The following is a 17,354-nucleotide window of genomic DNA, read 5'->3' on the forward strand; positions in this document are numbered from 1 at the left end:
GAGGGGGGAGAGCAGATGCAGTTGAACGGTTCAGCCGGGGATTACGAGGTTTATGAAGTCTTTGTTCAGTACGATCCCCTGGAGCACCACGTGCACGTGGGGAGTGTGGTGTCTTCCTCGGGAGAAATGGCCCTTCAGGTGGCCCGGGAGAATTTTCTCCGCCGGGACGACGCGGTGAATCTTTGGGTCGTGCCCCGGGGCCAGGTGTTTGCCACCTCTTATGAAGATGCGGACTTTTTCGCCAAGGAAATGGATCATTCTTATCGGGAAGCCAGCGGGTATCCCGAGAACGCGAAGTTGTGGAAATCGTTCAAACAACGGGCCATTGAGCTGGAGGATTTGATTCGAGACTGAGGAGGGTTGGGGATGAGAGTGGAGGATGCCGCCACGGCGCGCGGGAATGAGGAATACCGCCGGGTGTTGACAGACTTTTTGTATCAATTGGCAGACGATGATCTGGTGCTGGGCCATCGGGATTCGGAGTGGCTGGGCATGGCGCCGGAACTGGAGGAGGATGTGGCTTTCAGTTCTATCGCCCAAGACGAGGTCGGTCACGCCACCTTTTATTATGATTTGCTGGAGGCCCTGGGGGAGGGCCGGGCGGACGATATGGCTTTTGGGCGCAGCGCGGGGGAGCGCAAGAACGCGCTGATGGTGGAGAGAGAAAACGGCGATTGGGCCGAAACCATTGCCAGGCATTATCTCTATGACGTCTGGGAAACGGTGCGCCTGGAGGCCTTGAAGGACTCCGGCTACGTACCCCTGGCCCAAGGGGCCGCGAAGATCATCCGGGAAGAGCGGTACCACGGGCTTCACATGGAGACGTGGTTCCGGCGTTTGGGCCGGGCGGGCGGTGAAGCGAAGGAGCGCTTGGAGCGGGGGGTCCAAGCCCTGTGGCCGGAACTGGGGGATCTGTTTACCTTCGGCTCCGGTGAAAAGTTGCTCGTTGTCCATGAAATTCTCCCGGTGGACCCCGCCGTCCTTTATCGCCGCTGGGAGGAGAGGGTGCGACCGGTGATGGAAGCGGCGACCCTGGCCTGGCCGGGAACGCCCGGACGGCCGGAGAAGAGCGGTCGGGAGGGGAGCCACACCCACGCTCTGGAGCAGCTCCTTGACGCGATGGGCGAAGTGTACCGGATGGATCCGGCGGCGACTTGGTGAAAGACGATCCGCTCCCCGAGATTGTGAAGGGCAGAAAGTCGAGGGGGCAAGGGGGTGAGAAGCTGTGATTCAGGAAAAAGAGCTTTTGGTGCGCCAGGCCCTGAACGAGGTCAAGGATCCAGAAATCCCGACCCTCAGTATCGTCGAACTGGGAATGGTGTACAGCGTGGAGGCGGGCGAAGATGAGGTACGGGTACGCCTGATGCCCACTTTTGTGGGATGCCCCGCCCTGGATATCATTCGCCGGGATGTGGAGCATAAGGTGCAGTCCGCCACCGGAATCCCGGTGAAGGTGGACTACGTGCTTGACGAGCCGTGGACAACCGAGCGGATCACCCCTGAGGGGCGGGAACATTTGGCGTCATTTGGCATTGCCCCTCCCATGGCCGAGTGGTGGGAGAAACCGCCCTGTCCCTTCTGCGGGGCTCCGGAGACGGAAGTGGAAAACTTGTTTGGACCCACGGCTTGCCGGGCGATCTATTACTGTACCCGGTGTCGGCAGCCTTTCGAGGGGTTCAAACCTGTATGAAGGCAGCTATCCATGGACCTGGCCCCGGACAGGGGCCTTTCTTATTGGTCGAGGATGGACGGTTGCCGCTGAACCCAGCCGGGCGATTGACACCGCGAATTGCGTTATATTATCATGAAAACAAGCAAGCGATTGTTAATTGTTCGTGACGCCAATCTGACAATCTTTCTTGGCATCGGAGCTGTGGAAAGGAGGCGAAGGCCGTGGCGCGAAGGGGGCGCAAGGAACAGATTCTGGCGGTGTCCGAGCGTTTGTTCAGTGAAAAAGGGTATCACGGGACGACGATTCGGGATATCGCCGAGGCCAGCGGCATCCTTTCCGGGAGCCTGTACGCCCACATCGATTCCAAAGAGGACCTGCTCTTTGAGATCGTTAACCAGGGTGCGGACAATTTTCTCGGGGCCCTGGAGCCGATCATTGCGTCGCCTGGGAATCCCGAAGAAAAGCTGCGCCGGGGACTCGCGGCGCACATTCGGGTGGTGGGGGAACACCTGCACGCGGCGAAAGTCTTTCTTCACGACTGGCGGGCGCTCAGCGACGAACGGAGACAGATCATTCTCGAAAAGCGGCGTCGGTACGAAGCGCTGTGGGGCGCTCTGTTAGAAGAAGGAATCCAGGCGGGGGTTTTTCGACCTGTTCATCCGAAGTTCGCCCAACTTGTGATTCTATCTGTGGCGAACTGGGTGTATCAATGGTATGACCCCGAAGGTCCTTTGGGTCCCGATGAGATTGCCGATCAGTTCGCGAGAATTCTCCTGGAGGGGCTGAACCAGTCGAGCTAACGTTCTTTGACCCGGGCATCCCACATTCTGATGGGGAGGTGAGGTGGAGGCGCGAAGGTTTGTGACCTTGGATCACCCAAGCGGTGGACTTTGTGCCGCATTCGGAAACTTGTACCACAAGTTCGCATGGAAAAGGGGATGCCTATGTTTCAACCTGAACTGGAGACGATGGATCGCAGCCGGCTATGGGCCCTTCAAGGAGAACGCCTCGCCAAGACAGTAGAACGCGTGTACCACCGGGTACCCTTCTACCGCCGGCTGTTGGACGAGCGCGGGATTCGGCCCGGGGATATTCGCCGGGTCGAGGACGTGGTGAAACTGCCCTTCACCAAAAAAACCGATTTGCGGGAGCACTATCCCTTTGGTCTGTTCGCGGCAGACCGAAAGGAGTTGTCCCGGATCCACGCATCGTCGGGTACCAAGGGAAAGCCGACGGTAGTGGGGTACACCCAGAATGATATCACAAACTGGTCGGAATGTATGGCCCGGGCGATCATTACAGCGGGCGGAAGACCTGGGGATACGTTTCACGTGGCTTTTGGCTACGGATTGTTCACCGGAGGTCTCGGGTTGCATTACGGGGCGGAGCGGGCCGGAATGGCGGTGGTTCCCGTTTCCGGCGGCAACACGCCGCGCCAGATCAGCCTGATCGAGGACCTCCAGCCCAGGGGGATTTGCGGAACGCCGTCGTATGTACTGAATATTGCCGAAACCATGATCGCCATGGGGAAAGATCCCCGAAAAACCAGTCTCGAGTACGGCATCTTTGGAGCCGAGCCTTGGTCTGAAGAGATGCGGCAGATGCTGCAGGATTATTTTGGCATAAAAGCGCTGGACATTTATGGGCTGTCCGAAGTGATGGGTCCAGGGGTGGGGATCGAGTGTTACGAGGCCCAAGACGGTCTGCACGTGGCGGAGGATCATTTTCTGGTGGAGGTCATCGATCCTGTGACCCATGAACCCTTGCCCTACGGGGAGACTGGGGAATTGGTGTTCACAACCTTGACGAAAGAGGCCATTCCACTGCTCCGTTATCGGACGGGAGACATCGCCAGTTTAAACCCGGAGCCCTGCCGGTGTGGGCGCACCCATATCCGGATGTCCCGAATCAAGGGGCGCCTAGACGACATGCTGATCGTCCGCGGGGTGAATGTCTTCCCCTCTGAGTTGGAAACGGCGGTGCTCAGCGTCGACGAATTGTCCCCCCATTACCGAATTGTCGTGGACCGGGAAGGAACGCTCGATGAGCTCACCGTGGAGGTGGAGATTCAGCCGAGCCTGCTTCAGGATCTAGGGGGCAGGTTCGACCCGGACCATGAGTCTCTGGTCAACCTCGCTCGGCGGGTCAGCCACCTGTTGAAACAGACGGTGGGCATCACGACTCGGGTCGACCTCAAAGAGCCCGGCACTCTGCCCCGCAGCGAAGGAAAGGCCGTTCGGGTGGTGGATCGGCGGAAGTTATATGGATAAAATGTTCCGATGAATCAGGAGGCGATGGATTTGGTGAAACTTATCGCATTGTACCGTCAACCCGAGGATCGGGACGCTTTCGACCGGCATTATGGCGAAGTCCACACGCCTTTGGCGGAGAAGATGCCGGGGCTTCAGAAACTCGAAGTCACGCGAATCGTCGGCGATCCCATGGGCGGAGCGTCGGAATGGTATCTGATGGCGGAGATGTATTTCACCGACCGCCAGACCTTGGACGCGGCCATGGCCTCTCCCGAAGGGAAAGCGGCCGCCAAAGATCTGATGGGCTTTGCCGGGAAGATTGTCACCATGGTGATCGGCGAGGTGAAGGAGGGGTGAACCCGGCGTACGAGACGGTGGAATATGCCCGGGAGGGCCGGGTGGCCCGGATTGTTCTCAATCGGCCGGAGCAGCTGAATGCCTTCAATCCGCAAATGCGCCGGGAGCTGCTGGATGCCCTGAAGCGGGCGGAGCGGGACCCCGAGATTCGGGCGGTTCTGCTCGGGGCCAACGGGAGGGCTTTTTGCGCCGGCCAGGATCTGGAGACCATTCGCAGCCAGGCAGGTCTCGATTATGGAGATCTTTTGCGGGAAGGGTATAACCCCATTGTCCAGGTGATTGTGAGGATGGATAAACCGGTGGTGGCGATGGTGCAGGGGGCGGCGGCGGGGGCGGGGGCCAGTCTCGCCTTCGCCTGCGATATGGCCATCGCCTCCGAAAAAGCGAGTTTTGTGGAGGCGTTCATTCACATCGGGCTCGTGCCGGATACCGGCAGCTGTTGGTTTTTGCCCCGCCTGGCCGGGCTGAAGAAGGCGATGGAGCTCGCGCTTTTGGGAGACCGAATTTCCGCCGCCGAGGCCGAGCGATTGGGGTTGATCAATCGGGTGGTCCCCCCCGAACGGCTGGAGGAGGAAGCCTTGACTTTGGCGGAGCGGCTGGCGGCGATGCCCCCCCTGGCGGTGGCTCGCACAAAGCGCGCCTTGTATCGCGGCCTGAGCGCGTCTTTGGAAGAGACGCTGGCTCTGGAGGCCCGGCTTCAGTCGGAGTCCGGGCGAACCGAGGACCATCGGGAGGGCATGCAGGCCTTTTTTGAGAAGCGCCGGCCGGAATTTTACGGGCGGTAGTCGGGAGCGCTGTTGGGAAGGGGGCTTTGGATGTCAGGGGTTTCAAAGGAATTGGAAGCGCGGTTTCGGAGCGATCCTTTTTCCTCATGGCTCGGTTTTCATTTGGATGAAGTCGGGCCGGGGTTCGCCCGGGTGCGGGCAGAAGTGCGGCCGGAGGTATTTAATTTTGCCGGGGCACCCCACGGTGGGTTCTTGTTCAGTCTGGCGGACGCCGCCTTTGCCGCGGCGAGCAACAGTTATAATCAACTGGCCGTAGCGACCAGCGTTTCGATGCAATTTTACCGCGCAGCCGAGCTGGGGGACACGCTGGTGGCCGAAGCCCGGGAGAATCACCTCACCCGTCGGGCGGGTTATTACGAGATGACGGTGACGACGGCCGAAGGGGTATTGGTGGCGAAATGTCTCGGCGTGGTGCATCGCCGGAACCGGCCATTGGTGGAAGAGTCGCCGTCCGAGCCAGGGGGCGTCGGGGACGGCGGCCACCCGGGGGTCCGTTGATCGGACCGGGGAGGGTCGGCGACCGCGTGCAGAGTGCGTGCCGCTGAACATCGTAAGGAGAAGGGGAGAGGGCTAGATGTTGAAGGAACAGTACTTGATGCTCATCGACGGACAGCACGTGGAAGGATCGACCGGCGAGTGGATGGACACCTATAACCCGGCCACCGGCGAGGTGCTGGCCAAAGTGGCCAAGGGGACCCGGGAGGACGTGGACCGGGCCGTGAAAACGGCGCGGCGGGCGCTGGAGGAAGGAAAATGGTCCAAATGGACGGCGGCCCGGCGAGCCCAGGTGCTGAACCGGATCGCCGGGATTATGCGCGAACGGTTTGACGAGTTGTGCCGGATCGAGGTCCTGAACAGCGGCAAGACCTTGTCCGCGGCCAAGGGCCAGGTCATGCAAGCCATTGAGGATTTTGAGTTGTATGCCGCGGCGGCGATGATGCTGGATGGGCGAACGAAACCTGTACCTCGGGGATTTTTCCACTATACGGTGAAAGAGCCGGTGGGGGTGTGCGCCCAGATCGTGCCCTGGAATTATCCCCTCATGATGGCCGCATGGAAATTGGCCCCGGCCCTGGCCGCGGGGTGCACCGTGGTTCTCAAGCCCGCCAGCCTGACGCCGATAACCGCCTTGATCCTGGGGGATATCTGCCAGGAGGCAGGGGTGCCCGAGGGTGTCGTCAACATCGTGGTGGGCAGCGGATCGGATGTTGGGGCCTATCTGGTGGAGCACCCCGGGGTGGACAAGGTTGCCTTCACTGGGGAGACGGGGACGGGGAAAGACATCATGGCCCGGGCGTCGGAGACGCTGAAGCGGGTGACCTTGGAGCTTGGCGGCAAGTCCCCGAATGTGATCTTTGAGGACGCGGATCTGGACGCGGCGGTGGACGGCTCTTTGTTTGGGATTTATTACAATACCGGGCAGTCCTGCGAGGCCCGGTCGCGGCTGTTCGTCCACGAATCGATCTATGAGGAATTCCTGGATCGGTTTGTGCAGAAGGCGAGCAAACTGAAGATCGGCGATCCCCTGGATCCGAACACCCACATCGGTGCCATCATCTCGGAAAATCAGGAGAAAGTGATCGATTCCTACGTCAAGCTGGGAGTTCAGGAAGGTGCCCGGGTGGCGCTGGGAGGCCGCCGGCCGGAGGGCCAGGAGTTTTCAAAAGGCCACTGGTATCTCCCGACTTTGCTCGCAGATGTGGACAACAGCACCCGGGTGGCCCAGGAAGAGATTTTTGGGCCGGTTTTGGTGGCCACCAAGTTCAGGGACGAGGCGGAAGCCGTTCGCCTCGCCAACGATACCCGATACGGCCTCGCCGCCTCTCTGTGGACCCGGGATTTTGCCAGGGCCCATCGGGTGGCCGGCAGGCTCAAAGCCGGAGTGGTGCTCATCAACAACCCGTTCTCGGCATTTCCGGGACTTCCTTTCGGCGGGTACAAGCAATCGGGATTCGGCCGGGAGCTGGCGGCGGAGTCCCTGGAGTTGTACACCGAGACGAAAAGTGTGCTCGCTTATGTCGGAGAGAAGCCCCTCAATCCCTTTGGGGTTTGAGTCGCGGTCCGCTTGGATTTGCCGGTGGAACAACGGGCGGAGCCGGGGATGTGCAGGAAGGGGTTGAGGCCGTGAAGCCAGGCTTGAAAGTGGGCCACAGGGAGACGATGTCCATTGTGGTGGCTCCCGACATGTGTCCGGCCTTTGGCGGAGTGCAAGTCCATTCCACATTGTCCACCGTTTCCATGATCTACTACATGGAGTGGGTGGGCAGGCGGGTCATCCTGCCCTTTCTCGAAGAAGGGGAGGAGGGAGTGGGAGCGGCAATCAGTGTGGAACACCGCGCCCCCGCCCCGGTGGGGAAAGAGGTGACTTTTACGGCGGAGGCCGTGGAGGTGACGCCCAGGCGGGTCGTGTGCCGGGTGTGGGCCGAGCACGACAAGGGCATCGTTGGAGAAGGAATGTTTCACCAGGCGATTCTGCCCCGACAGAAGATCCTGGATCGTATTGCCAGAATGGAGTGAAGGTGGCCGAAAAAGGCGGGGGGCGCGAGTGGGGCTCCCCGCTTTTTACTGAAGTCAGGGATCGTGTGAACATTGGCAACCGACCCTCTTGACATATCTGGAGCACTGTTTTTATAATTTCACATTAGAAACTAGATATCTAAATATGAAACTCTGAGGTGGGAGCATGCGAGAAGCGTGGATTGTGGGGGCAGTAAGGACGCCGGTGGGACGGTACGGCGGTGCTCTTTCGTCCGTGCGGCCGGACGACCTGGCGGCGGTGGCCATCCGTGGGTTGGTGGAGCGCACGGGGGTGCCGGCGGAAGAGATCGAAGATGTGATCATGGGTAACGCCAACCAGGCCGGCGAAGATAACCGGAATGTGGCCCGGATGGCGCTGCTGTTGGCCGGCCTGCCGGTCAGCGTGGCCGGCGCGACGGTGAACCGCCTGTGCGGCTCGGGCCTGGAGGCTGTGAATCAGGCGGGGCGGGCGATCCGGGTCGGCGAAGGGGATCTCATGATTGCCGGCGGGGTGGAGAGCATGTCCCGGGCTCCGCTGGTGATGGGCAAGCCGGATAAAGCGTTCCCCCGGGGCGATCGCACCGTTTATGACACCACCATCGGGTGGCGTTTCATTAACCCGAAACTCGCGGCCATGTATCCCCCCTATTCCATGGGGGAGACGGCGGAGAATGTCGCCGAGCGCTACGGTGTTTCCCGGGAAGACCAGGACCGTTTTGCTTGGGAGAGTCAGCAGCGGGCGGCGGCGGCGATCCGGGAGGGGCGTTTTAAAGAAGAGATGGTCCCCGTTCCGGTCGAGACGAAGAAGGGCATCGTATGGGTGGAACAGGATGAGCATCCCCGCCCGGACACGACCCTGGAAACACTCGGAAAGCTGAAGCCGGCCTTTAAAGAAAGGGGTACTGTGACGGCGGGGAATTCTTCTGGAATCAACGACGGTGCGGCTGCCCTGCTCCTGGCGGCACCGGAGAAGGCTCGGGAGTTGGGACTCGCCCCCATGGCCCGGATCGTGACCTCCGCGGTGGCCGGGGTGGACCCCGCGGTGATGGGCATCGGGCCGATTCCAGCCGTGCGCAAAGCCTTGAAGCGGGCCGGACTCACGATCGAGGACATCGACCTCATAGAGTTGAACGAAGCTTTCGCCGCCCAGGCGGTGGCCTGTATGCGGGAATTGAACATCCCCCGGGAGAAGCTCAATGTCAACGGTGGGTCGATCGCCATCGGCCATCCCCTTGGCAGCACCGGGGCACGGCTTCTCACCACCTTGTTATACGAGATGAATCGCCGAAAAGCCCGGTACGGCCTGGTGACCATGTGCATCGGGGTAGGACAGGGCATCGCCACCATCGTGGAACGGATCGAAGGTTGATCGAAACGCTAGAAAGGAGACTGGCAACGTGCGGGAAGTGAAACGCATCGGTGTCGTGGGCACCGGGGTGATGGGACAAGGCATCGCCTATCAGGCGGCGGTATCGGGGTTTGAGACCTGGATATACGATGCCCGGCCGGAAGCCCTGGAAAAAGCGCTGGAACAGATTGCGGCTTTGGTGAAACGGCAAAAGGAGAAAGGCTTCCTCCGGGATGAGCCCGGCGATGTGCTCGGGCGACTGCGCACGGCCCGGTCCCTCGGGGAACTGTCAGAATGCGATTTTGTCATCGAGGCGGTGACCGAAGACCTGGCCGTGAAACACAGTGTGTTTCGGGAACTGGACGGAGTCTGTGCGCCGGATGTGGTTTTGGCGACCAACACGTCGGCCAAAAGCATTACCGAGATCGCCGCCGCGGCGGCGATGCCGGAACGGGTGGTGGGCATGCATTTCTTTAACCCCGTTCATCGCATGGAACTGGTGGAGGTGGTGCGGGGGCTGGAGTCGGCCGAGTGGGCGGTGGAGCAGACCGAGGGTGTCGGCCGCAGCCTGGGCAAGGAGACGATCCGGGTGAACGAGCGCCCGGGATTCGCCACCAGCCGGATCAGTGCCATGATCGGCAACGAGGCCTTCTACATGTTGATGGAAGGCGTCAGTTCGGCGGAGGAGATCGACAAGGCCATCAAGCTGGGACTGCATTTTCCCATGGGGCCCTTTGAACTGGGCGACCTGGTGGGATGGGACACGCGCCTCCATGTATTGGAATACCTCCACCAAACCTTGGGGGAAAAATTCCGCCCGTGTCCCCTTCTGGTCCAGTATGTCCGGGCCGGCCGGTTGGGGAAAAAGGTCGGCCGGGGGGTGTACGAGTACGATGAGGAAGGGCGCCGGATTCCCGGGTCGGCGTCTGGGCGGTGACCTCGCCGCGAACATCTCGGCGCGGTGAGGATGTCGGGCCAGGTCGTGCCGGGCCCAGGGCGGGGAACCCGTGCCCGGCGGGACCGGTGATGGCGAATCGACGGTTCAAGGTCTCGAGAGAAGGAAACGAGCAGGGGGTGCCGCAGTGGATGTGCAGCTGTCAAAGGAGATCGAGCAATTCAGGCAAGTGGTTCGGGAGTTTGTCAACGAGGTCGTGGAACCGGCGGCAGCCGTCATCGAGGAGGAGGACCGCATCCCGGAAGAGTTGATGCAGCAAGCCAAGCAGTTGGGCCTTTTTGGGTTGTCCATTCCCGAGGATTACGGCGGCCTTGGTCTGAACATGACCGAAAAATGCGCGATCCTCGAGGAATTGGGCAAAACCCATAACGGGTTTACCAGCCTCATCGGGGCTCACACGGGGATCGGCAGCGTCGGCATTATCGAACTTGGCAATGAGGAGCAACGCCGGCGATTTTTGCCGGCCATGGCGGCCGGGGATAAAATCGGGGCTTTCGCCCTCTCGGAACCCGAAGCGGGTTCCAACGCTGCGAATTTGCGAACCGTGGCCGTCCGCAAGGGAGACCGCTACATTCTGAATGGCATGAAACATTTTATCACCAACGGACCTGAAGCGGACGTGGTGACGGTCATGGCGGTGACAGATCCTTCTAAAGGGATCCGCGGGATCACATCCTTCTTGGTCGAGGCGGATTTTGCCGGATTTCGCAAAGGGCCGGCTGACCGCAAAATGGGTCTGCGGGGTTCCCACACCTGCCAACTGTTTTTTGAGGATTGCGAGGTACCGGTGGAGAATCGGCTGGGCGAGGAAGGGGAAGGGTATGTCAATGCTTTGAAAATCCTCACGAACGGCCGGGCGTCCCTCGGGGCGAGGTGTCTAGGATCCTGTGAGAAACTGCTGGCGTTGTCCACCGAACATGCCCTACAGCGGGTACAGTTCGGCAAACCGATTATCGAAAATCAGGCGGTGGCCCATATGCTCGCCGACATGGCCGTGGAGGTGGAAACCCTGAAAAGCTTGTTGTACCGGGTGACCGCCATGGTGGACCGGGGGGAGAAAACGATCAAAGAGTCGGCCATTGTTAAGCTGTACGCTTCGGAGGTCTACAACCGCATCGCCGACCGGGCCGTGCAAATTTTTGGCGGGATGGGATACATGCGGGAGATGCCGGTGGAACGGTTTTACCGGGATGCCCGGATTACCCGCATTTATGAGGGGACATCGGAGATCCAGCGAAACATCATTGCGGCGCAGTTGAAGCGCGAATACGGCGGGACATGAGGTGGGGGAGACGAGGAGCGGTAGATGTGGACGAAAAATACATCATCCCGTCGGTGGATCAGGCGGCGAAGATTTTGCAACTGCTCAGCCGGGTCCAGCACCGGCACAAAACTTTCGGAGAGATTTGTGACACTCTCGGCATCCCGAAAACGACCTGTTTACGACTGCTGCGGACCCTTTCCATGCACGGGCTGGTCTGGTACGATCAAAAACGGCACACGTACAGTTTGGGGCCGGCGCTTGTGGTCTTCGGGGCCCGGGCGGAGGAGGCCTTGGATTATCTGCAGCTGGCCCGGGACACCGTCTCCAGGATTGCGGAGGAGACGGGCCTCACCACGGTGGCGGCCCAGCGATTGCGGCGCAATCGCCTGACCTATGTGGCGAAGGCGGACAGTCACGGTGAGGTCCACGTGACCGTCTCCTTGGGTCAGCAGTTCCCCATTGACCGAGGGTCTTTTGGAAAATGTTTTTGCGCCTACATGGATGACGATGATCTGAAGGATGTGGCGGCGGCCCGGTACAGCCCGGAGTTTCTCGATGAGCTGGCCGACATTCGACGCAAAGGGTTCGCCGTGAGCCGGGAAGAACAGGTGAAGGGCATCAACGGCGTTGCGGCACCGGTGTTCGATTCCTCCGGTCAGGTGCTGTTGGCGGTGGCGTGTCTGGGGATCGCACAGGAATTGACGACGGAGCGGATGACCGATTGTGCCCATGTGCTCGTAGAGCACACCCAGCGGTTGACCCGAGAGATCGGTGGATCCGCTCCAGAGATGAAACCCGGCACCGCCGGAAGTTGACCAGGTTCCAAAATCCCCTTTCTCTCTGGGCTCAGTATGATATGTTATAAGGGAGTACAGTCGGCTCGTCCCGCTGGTGTGGTCACATCCAAGCGGCGGGCGAGATCTGCGGGCAGTGGTTGGCGCGCACGGCCACTCCCGAGTTCCGCCGGCTGACGAGCGACACCCCACTGGCCCTTTTGCGGCGGGCACCGCGGCCGGGCGAGTGAGGATAAGAGGTGTGCGGGACCTGCCGAGGGGTGACGGCCATCGGCTGAGAACGCGGAGATCCCAGGCACGGGTCGAATTGCTCATAGGATAAGGAGGGAGGCGGGTGCAGCGATATCTCGTACCGCCTTCTTGTTTTGTTGGCGATACGGCCGTTCTCCGGGGCGAAGACGCGCACCACATTGCCCGGGTGATGCGCATGGTTCCGGGAGACCGGGTGGAGGTGGGGGACGGTTCGGGCACCGTGTGGACGGCTGTCATCGAGTCGGTCGGGGCCGGGGAAGTCCACCTGAGCCTGGAAAACCCTCTGGAAGAAGATGGGGAAGCTCGGATGGAACTCGTGCTTCTGCAAGGGCTTCCCAAACATGATAAAATGGATCTTATCGTACAGAAGGCGACTGAGCTGGGCGTGGCCCGGGTGATTCCGGTGGCCGCGGCCCGGTCTGTGGTTCGGTACCAAACGGAACAGCAAATTCGGCGGCTCCAGCGGTGGCGGCGCATTGCCAAAGAAGCGGCCGAGCAGGCCAAGCGTTCCCGCATACCGGAGATTGTGCAGCCAGTATCTGCCGCCGAGGCATGGCAATTGGCTTCCCAGGCGGACGTGGCTCTTCTCCTCGATGAGAGCCGGCGGGGACGCCCCCTGGCGACAGCCTTGGCCGGACAGCCGGGGGTGGGCCGGATCGCGTTTGCGGTGGGGCCCGAGGGCGGCTGGGACCCCGGGGAGGTTGAAGAAGCGGCCTCCCTGGGGGTGGAGCCCGTGCATCTCGGGCCCAGGATTCTACGCACCGAGACGGCGGGGATCGCCGCCGCCGCGGCGATTTTGTACCATTATGGTGAGTGGGGGAGGTGAAGGCGGTGAACCGGGTCGCTTTTCATACACTGGGATGCAAAGTGAATGCCTACGACACCGAAGCGATCCGGCACCTGTTTCGCAATGCCGGATATACCGAGGTCCCCTTCGAAGATGAAGCGGACGTGTATGTGATCAACACCTGTTCGGTGACCAACGTCGGCGACCGAAAGTCCCGCCAGATCATTCGCCGGGCTATCCGAAGAAGTCCGGAAGCCACTATCGTCGTGACCGGATGTTATGCCCAGGTGGCGCCGGGGGAAGTGGCGGCCATCCCCGGAGTGGATTTGGTGATGGGCAATGACGGACGGGGGCGGATCGTCGAATGGGTGGAGAGGGTGCGGGAGGAGCGCCGGCCCTACCAGGTGGTTTCCAACGTTCGTCGGGTCCGGGATTTTGAAGAACTCGACGTTCCAGATTTTGCCGACCGAGCCCGGGCGACCTTAAAGATTCAAGATGGGTGCAACAACTTCTGCTCCTTCTGCATCATTCCATTTTCCCGGGGATTCATCCGGAGCCGAAAGCCGGAGAATGTCCTCCACCAAGCCCGGCGCCTGGCCGAAGCGGGGTACCGGGAGATCGTCCTCACCGGTATTCACACCGGGGGTTACGGGGCGGATTTGGAGGGCTACACCCTGACGGATCTTCTGGTGGACCTGGAGCGCGAGTTGGAGGATTCCGTTCGAATCCGCATCAGTTCTATTGAAGCGAGCCAGATTGACGAACGTATGCTCAACGTGCTTCAGGGTTCCAAGCAGATTTGCCGTCATCTTCACATTCCCCTTCAGTCCGGCGATGACGAGGTCCTTCGTCGGATGCGGCGCAAATATACAGTGGCCGAGTACGCCGAGAAGATTCACCGGATTCGGGAGGTGCTCCCGGAGGTGGCGGTGACCACCGATGTTATTGTGGGATTCCCGGGGGAGACGGAGGAACAATTTGACAACACCCGGCGTTTGATTGAAGAACTAAAGTTTAGCCAGCTTCACGTGTTCCCGTATTCACCCCGGCGCGGCACCGCGGCGGCGCGCTATCCGAATCCAGTCCCCGCCGAGGTGAAAGAAGAACGGGTCCGGCAGTTGGTGCGTCTGTCGAAGGACCTGACCCTGGCTTATGCCTCGCGGTTTGTGGGCAGGATTCTGCCCGTGGTGGTGGAGAGTTCGTTTGACGACCGGCGGGCGGAGGATGGGAAAATGCTCTTTACCGGCCATGCGGACAATTATCTGGAGATGGTTTTTGCGGCCGACCCGTCGATGGTGGGCCAACTGGTGGAGGTGCGCCTGGAAGATCCCGGGGCCGAGCGGTCCTTCGGCTCCGTGGTCCGGCAGATCAGTTTCGCCCCGCAGGAGGATCAGGAACTTGTCCGGGCTGACCGGCGGGGTGAGACAACCGGAGGTATTTTTCCCATCGCCCTGGAAGGTTAATGGGGTTTGGTCCGTCGGGGGCTTCGGGGAGGTATCGAACCGTCCGGCGGGCCTGAGGCCGGAAGGCTGATGGCGAGAGCCGGGATTCGCAGGAGGGGGTGCGCAAAGATGGAGATGGCGGCGGGAGGCGTGGTGGTGCGGCAAAAGGGCGGGGCGTGGGAGATTTTGATCATCGATGACCGATTTGGCCATGTCTCGCTTCCCAAGGGTCATCAAGATCCGGGGGAAACCCTGGAGCAAACGGCTCTGCGGGAGATCGAAGAAGAGACCGGGGTCCAGGGCGAAATCCTGGGAGCCATCGGCACGGTGAGATATCCTTACACTCGGCCGGACGGACAATCGGGGGAAAAAGAGGTGCAATATTATCTTGTGAAGGCGCGGTCCGAGGTGATTCGCCCCCAGCAGGAGGAGATCGCCGGGGCCCGGTGGGTGGAGGCCCAAGAGGCCCTGCGGTTGCAGCGGGAGAAGGGCTACCCCAACAATACCCCGATTTTTGAAGCGGCGCTTCGAAGCCTGGACAACGCCCGAGGAGCTTCTCAGTGACCGGGGGTTTTTCGATCGGGAATCAGCCATTCGATCAAGTCGGCGTACGGCCGGGCCACGGGCAGGACCGCGATGGAACTGATGATGTTAAAGAAAGTGTGGGCGTTGGCCACCTGCAGAGCCGGCGTGCCGCCGGTGTGTTGGATGAAAGCCGTAAAATATGGAAGAATGGGCATAAAGGCGGCTGCTCCCAAAACGTTTAACAGGACGTGAGCGGCCGCCACTCGTTTTGCCGCCGTGGGGGCGCCGATGGAGGCCAGCACCGAGGTGATGCAGGATCCCACGTTGTTGCCGATGACGATGCCGACGGCGCCGGGAAGATCCACAAGCCCCTGGCTGGCCAGGGCGATGGTGAGGGCGGTGGTGGCGCTGCTGCTCTGAACCAAGGCGGTGAGCACGGTGCCGCTGAGGACGGCCAACCAGGGGTTGTTCGACGATTCCAAGAGCAGTCGGCGAAACCAGTCGGATCGGCCAATGGGCTGCAAAGACAGGCTCATGAGTTTGAGGGCCATGAAAATCATCCCAAACCCGATGAGGGTGATGCCGATGTGGTGCCAAAGCCGCCGGGAGGTCAGGGCCAGGAAGACGCCGGCCACCAGGCAGGGGAGCACCAGGGCATCCAGTTGGAGGGCGATGATCTGGGTCGTCACACAAGTGCCGATATTGGCGCCCAGGATGATCCCGATACTGTCCGGAAAGGCCAGGGTCCCGGCCGCCACCAATCCGATGGTGATCACGGTGACCGCTCCGGAACTTTGGAGGACGGCCGTGACGACAGTGCCGGTGATGAGCCCGCGAAAAGGCGTTTTTACCAGTCGATTGAGCAGGGCGGGCAGGTGGCTGGCGGCAAGGGGCTCAAGGCCGTGGCGCAAGGTCCACATCCCGCCGAGAAATCCCACCAACCCCGCGAAAAGTCCAAACCAGGCATACATAGATTGTCCTCCTGGACATCGTGATGGGACATGTATATGCAGGATGTGGCCAAGCGTGAACCGGCGGGAGATTGCAACGGGTGTTGCGGCATGTGGGGAGGTCGTTGGGTTGATGGGTAGAGTCGTTCTTGACAAAGATCGGAAGCGGCGTCTGGAACAAGGAAGTCCGTGGATATTTCGCGGCGAGGTGGCCCGGGTGGAAGGCGATCCGGCACCCGGGGACGTCGTCGAGGTGGTCAACCATCAGGGGCATTTTCTCGCCAAAGGGTATATCAACCCGCGATCCCAGATTCTGGTTCGGGTGCTCACCTACCGGGCCGATGAACCGATCGATGCCTCTTGGGCCGCCCGGCGGGTGGACGAAGCCCTGGCCTGGCGGGAGCGGTTTTTAGCTGGAGCGCGAAGTTGTCGATTGATCTACGGGGAAGCGGATTTTCTCCCGGGATTGATTGTGGACCGGTTCGAAAATATTCTGGTGGTTCAGGTGCTCGCTCTTGGGATGGAACGGCTGTGGCCTTGGATTCGCCAGGCCCTGGTCGATCGCCTGGCTCCCCAGGGGATTTTGCTCCGCAACGACGTGCCGGTTCGGGAGAAAGAGGGCCTGCCTCTTGAAGTGCGCCGGGACTATGGCGAGGTGCCGGCGAGGGTGTGGATCGAGGAAAATGGGCTTCGTTTGGTCGTGGACGTGTGGCGGGGACAGAAGACCGGGTATTTTTTTGATCAGCGGGAGAACCGCCTGGCCATTGCCCCGCTGGTTCCCGGCGCCCGGGTCCTGGATGTGTTCACCCACACGGGGGCTTTCGCCCTTCACGCATTAAAATTTGGCGCGGATAGGGTGGTGTGCGTGGACCAGTCCCGGGAGGCCCTGGATTTGGCCCGGGAAAATGTGGTGGCAAATGGCTACGCCGGGCGGGCGGAGTTCGTGGAGGCCAACGCCTTCGATGAGTTGCGGGCCCTCGTTGACCAGGCCCGGCAATTCGACGTGGTGATTCTCGACCCGCCGGCTTTTGCCAAATCCCGCTCTTCTTTGCCCGGGGCGATTCGGGGTTACAAGGAGATCAATCTACGGGGGATGAAGCTGGTCCGGGACGGCGGCTTTCTCGTCACCGCCTCTTGTTCCTGGCATATGCACCGGGATCTGTTTCTCGATACGATTACGGAGGCTGCCGTTGACGCGCGAAAGATCCTGCGGTTAGTCGAACTTCGGGGTGCGGCGAAGGACCACCCGGTCATTCACGGGAGCGAAGAAAGCAATTATCTGAAATTCGCCATGTTTGAGGTCCGGTCCAGGGGATGAAACCAACCGTGGTATCAGCAGTTGCCGAAATATATGATCAAAGCTACTCAACAACCGCTGTCGGCCTGACCTTTGTCTCCTTCCATCCGGAAGGGAGCCGCCCCCGGGGTGGGCGCGCTTCTCGGCGTGTGCTTCC

At 60.9% G+C, this 17,354-nt stretch carries 19 protein-coding genes; 18 read left to right on the forward strand and 1 reads right to left on the reverse strand.

Annotated elements, in window-relative coordinates; genetic code table 11:
- Window positions 1–15 precede the first annotated feature (15 nt).
- The 17 genes from K6T64_RS07070 (at window position 16) to K6T64_RS07150 (ending at window position 14,989) form a co-directional block, all read left to right on the forward strand.
- On the forward strand, window positions 16–354 hold the full coding sequence (locus K6T64_RS07070; protein ID WP_013075250.1) for a phenylacetic acid degradation protein: 339 nt from the start codon (window positions 16–18) through the stop codon (window positions 352–354).
- 12 nt (window positions 355–366) lie between these two features.
- A complete protein-coding gene (paaC, locus tag K6T64_RS07075) occupies window positions 367–1,161 on the forward strand; it encodes a 1,2-phenylacetyl-CoA epoxidase subunit PaaC (protein ID WP_288009247.1) in 795 nt (264 codons plus the stop codon).
- A gap of 64 nt (window positions 1,162–1,225) precedes the next feature.
- A complete protein-coding gene (gene paaD / locus K6T64_RS07080; protein WP_288009248.1) occupies window positions 1,226–1,690 on the forward strand; it encodes a 1,2-phenylacetyl-CoA epoxidase subunit PaaD in 465 nt (154 codons plus the stop codon).
- A gap of 203 nt (window positions 1,691–1,893) precedes the next feature.
- Complete coding sequence (locus tag K6T64_RS07085) at window positions 1,894–2,472, forward strand: TetR/AcrR family transcriptional regulator (RefSeq protein ID WP_288009249.1); 579 nt, start codon at window positions 1,894–1,896, stop codon at window positions 2,470–2,472.
- A gap of 144 nt (window positions 2,473–2,616) precedes the next feature.
- On the forward strand, window positions 2,617–3,942 hold the full coding sequence (locus K6T64_RS07090) for a phenylacetate--CoA ligase family protein (protein WP_288009250.1): 1,326 nt from the start codon (window positions 2,617–2,619) through the stop codon (window positions 3,940–3,942).
- A gap of 30 nt (window positions 3,943–3,972) precedes the next feature.
- Window positions 3,973–4,281, forward strand: a complete 309-nt coding sequence (locus tag K6T64_RS07095; protein WP_170085814.1) for an EthD family reductase — start codon at window positions 3,973–3,975, stop codon at window positions 4,279–4,281.
- On the forward strand, window positions 4,278–5,066 hold the full coding sequence (locus tag K6T64_RS07100) for an enoyl-CoA hydratase/isomerase family protein (RefSeq protein ID WP_288009251.1): 789 nt from the start codon (window positions 4,278–4,280) through the stop codon (window positions 5,064–5,066). The genes K6T64_RS07095 and K6T64_RS07100 overlap by 4 nt, the downstream gene beginning before the upstream one ends.
- A gap of 30 nt (window positions 5,067–5,096) precedes the next feature.
- A complete protein-coding gene (locus K6T64_RS07105) occupies window positions 5,097–5,564 on the forward strand; it encodes a PaaI family thioesterase (protein ID WP_100667988.1) in 468 nt (155 codons plus the stop codon).
- Between the two features lie 76 nt (window positions 5,565–5,640).
- Window positions 5,641–7,119, forward strand: a complete 1,479-nt coding sequence (locus tag K6T64_RS07110; protein WP_288009252.1) for an aldehyde dehydrogenase family protein — start codon at window positions 5,641–5,643, stop codon at window positions 7,117–7,119.
- Window positions 7,120–7,190: 71 nt separating this feature from the next.
- Window positions 7,191–7,583 (forward strand): thioesterase family protein, encoded by a 393-nt coding sequence (locus K6T64_RS07115; RefSeq protein WP_232796581.1) that lies wholly within the window; start codon window positions 7,191–7,193, stop codon window positions 7,581–7,583.
- Window positions 7,584–7,749: 166 nt separating this feature from the next.
- Entirely contained in the window at window positions 7,750–8,952 is a 1,203-nt protein-coding gene (pcaF, locus tag K6T64_RS07120) for a 3-oxoadipyl-CoA thiolase (RefSeq protein ID WP_288009253.1), read from the forward strand.
- A gap of 28 nt (window positions 8,953–8,980) precedes the next feature.
- On the forward strand, window positions 8,981–9,868 hold the full coding sequence (locus tag K6T64_RS07125) for a 3-hydroxyacyl-CoA dehydrogenase family protein (RefSeq protein ID WP_288009254.1): 888 nt from the start codon (window positions 8,981–8,983) through the stop codon (window positions 9,866–9,868).
- A gap of 145 nt (window positions 9,869–10,013) precedes the next feature.
- Complete coding sequence (locus K6T64_RS07130; protein WP_288009255.1) at window positions 10,014–11,168, forward strand: acyl-CoA dehydrogenase family protein; 1,155 nt, start codon at window positions 10,014–10,016, stop codon at window positions 11,166–11,168.
- Window positions 11,169–11,194: 26 nt separating this feature from the next.
- Window positions 11,195–11,965 carry an IclR family transcriptional regulator gene (locus tag K6T64_RS07135; protein WP_288009256.1) on the forward strand — a complete coding sequence of 257 codons (771 nt, stop codon included), beginning with the start codon at window positions 11,195–11,197 and terminating at the stop codon, window positions 11,963–11,965.
- A gap of 313 nt (window positions 11,966–12,278) precedes the next feature.
- Window positions 12,279–13,022 carry a 16S rRNA (uracil(1498)-N(3))-methyltransferase gene (locus K6T64_RS07140; protein ID WP_288009257.1) on the forward strand — a complete coding sequence of 248 codons (744 nt, stop codon included), beginning with the start codon at window positions 12,279–12,281 and terminating at the stop codon, window positions 13,020–13,022.
- A 5-nt stretch (window positions 13,023–13,027) separates the two neighbouring features.
- Entirely contained in the window at window positions 13,028–14,446 is a 1,419-nt protein-coding gene (mtaB, locus tag K6T64_RS07145) for a tRNA (N(6)-L-threonylcarbamoyladenosine(37)-C(2))-methylthiotransferase MtaB (protein WP_288009258.1), read from the forward strand.
- 108 nt (window positions 14,447–14,554) lie between these two features.
- Entirely contained in the window at window positions 14,555–14,989 is a 435-nt protein-coding gene (locus tag K6T64_RS07150) for an NUDIX hydrolase (RefSeq protein WP_288009259.1), read from the forward strand.
- On the opposite strand, the gene K6T64_RS07155 is transcribed toward K6T64_RS07150, so the two are convergent.
- Entirely contained in the window at window positions 14,983–15,921 is a 939-nt protein-coding gene (locus K6T64_RS07155; protein ID WP_100667979.1) for a Na/Pi cotransporter family protein, read from the reverse strand. The two genes, K6T64_RS07150 and K6T64_RS07155, sit on opposite strands and share 7 nt — an antisense overlap.
- A gap of 112 nt (window positions 15,922–16,033) precedes the next feature.
- On the opposite strand from K6T64_RS07155, the gene K6T64_RS07160 reads away from it, so the two are divergent.
- Window positions 16,034–17,218: a class I SAM-dependent rRNA methyltransferase gene (locus tag K6T64_RS07160; RefSeq protein WP_288009261.1), complete on the forward strand. Its 1,185-nt coding sequence runs from the start codon at window positions 16,034–16,036 to the stop codon at window positions 17,216–17,218.
- The last annotated feature ends 136 nt before the right edge of the window (window positions 17,219–17,354 follow it).

Source organism: Kyrpidia sp., from assembly GCF_023512215.1.
Lineage (GTDB): Bacteria > Bacillota > Bacilli > Kyrpidiales > Kyrpidiaceae > Kyrpidia > Kyrpidia spormannii.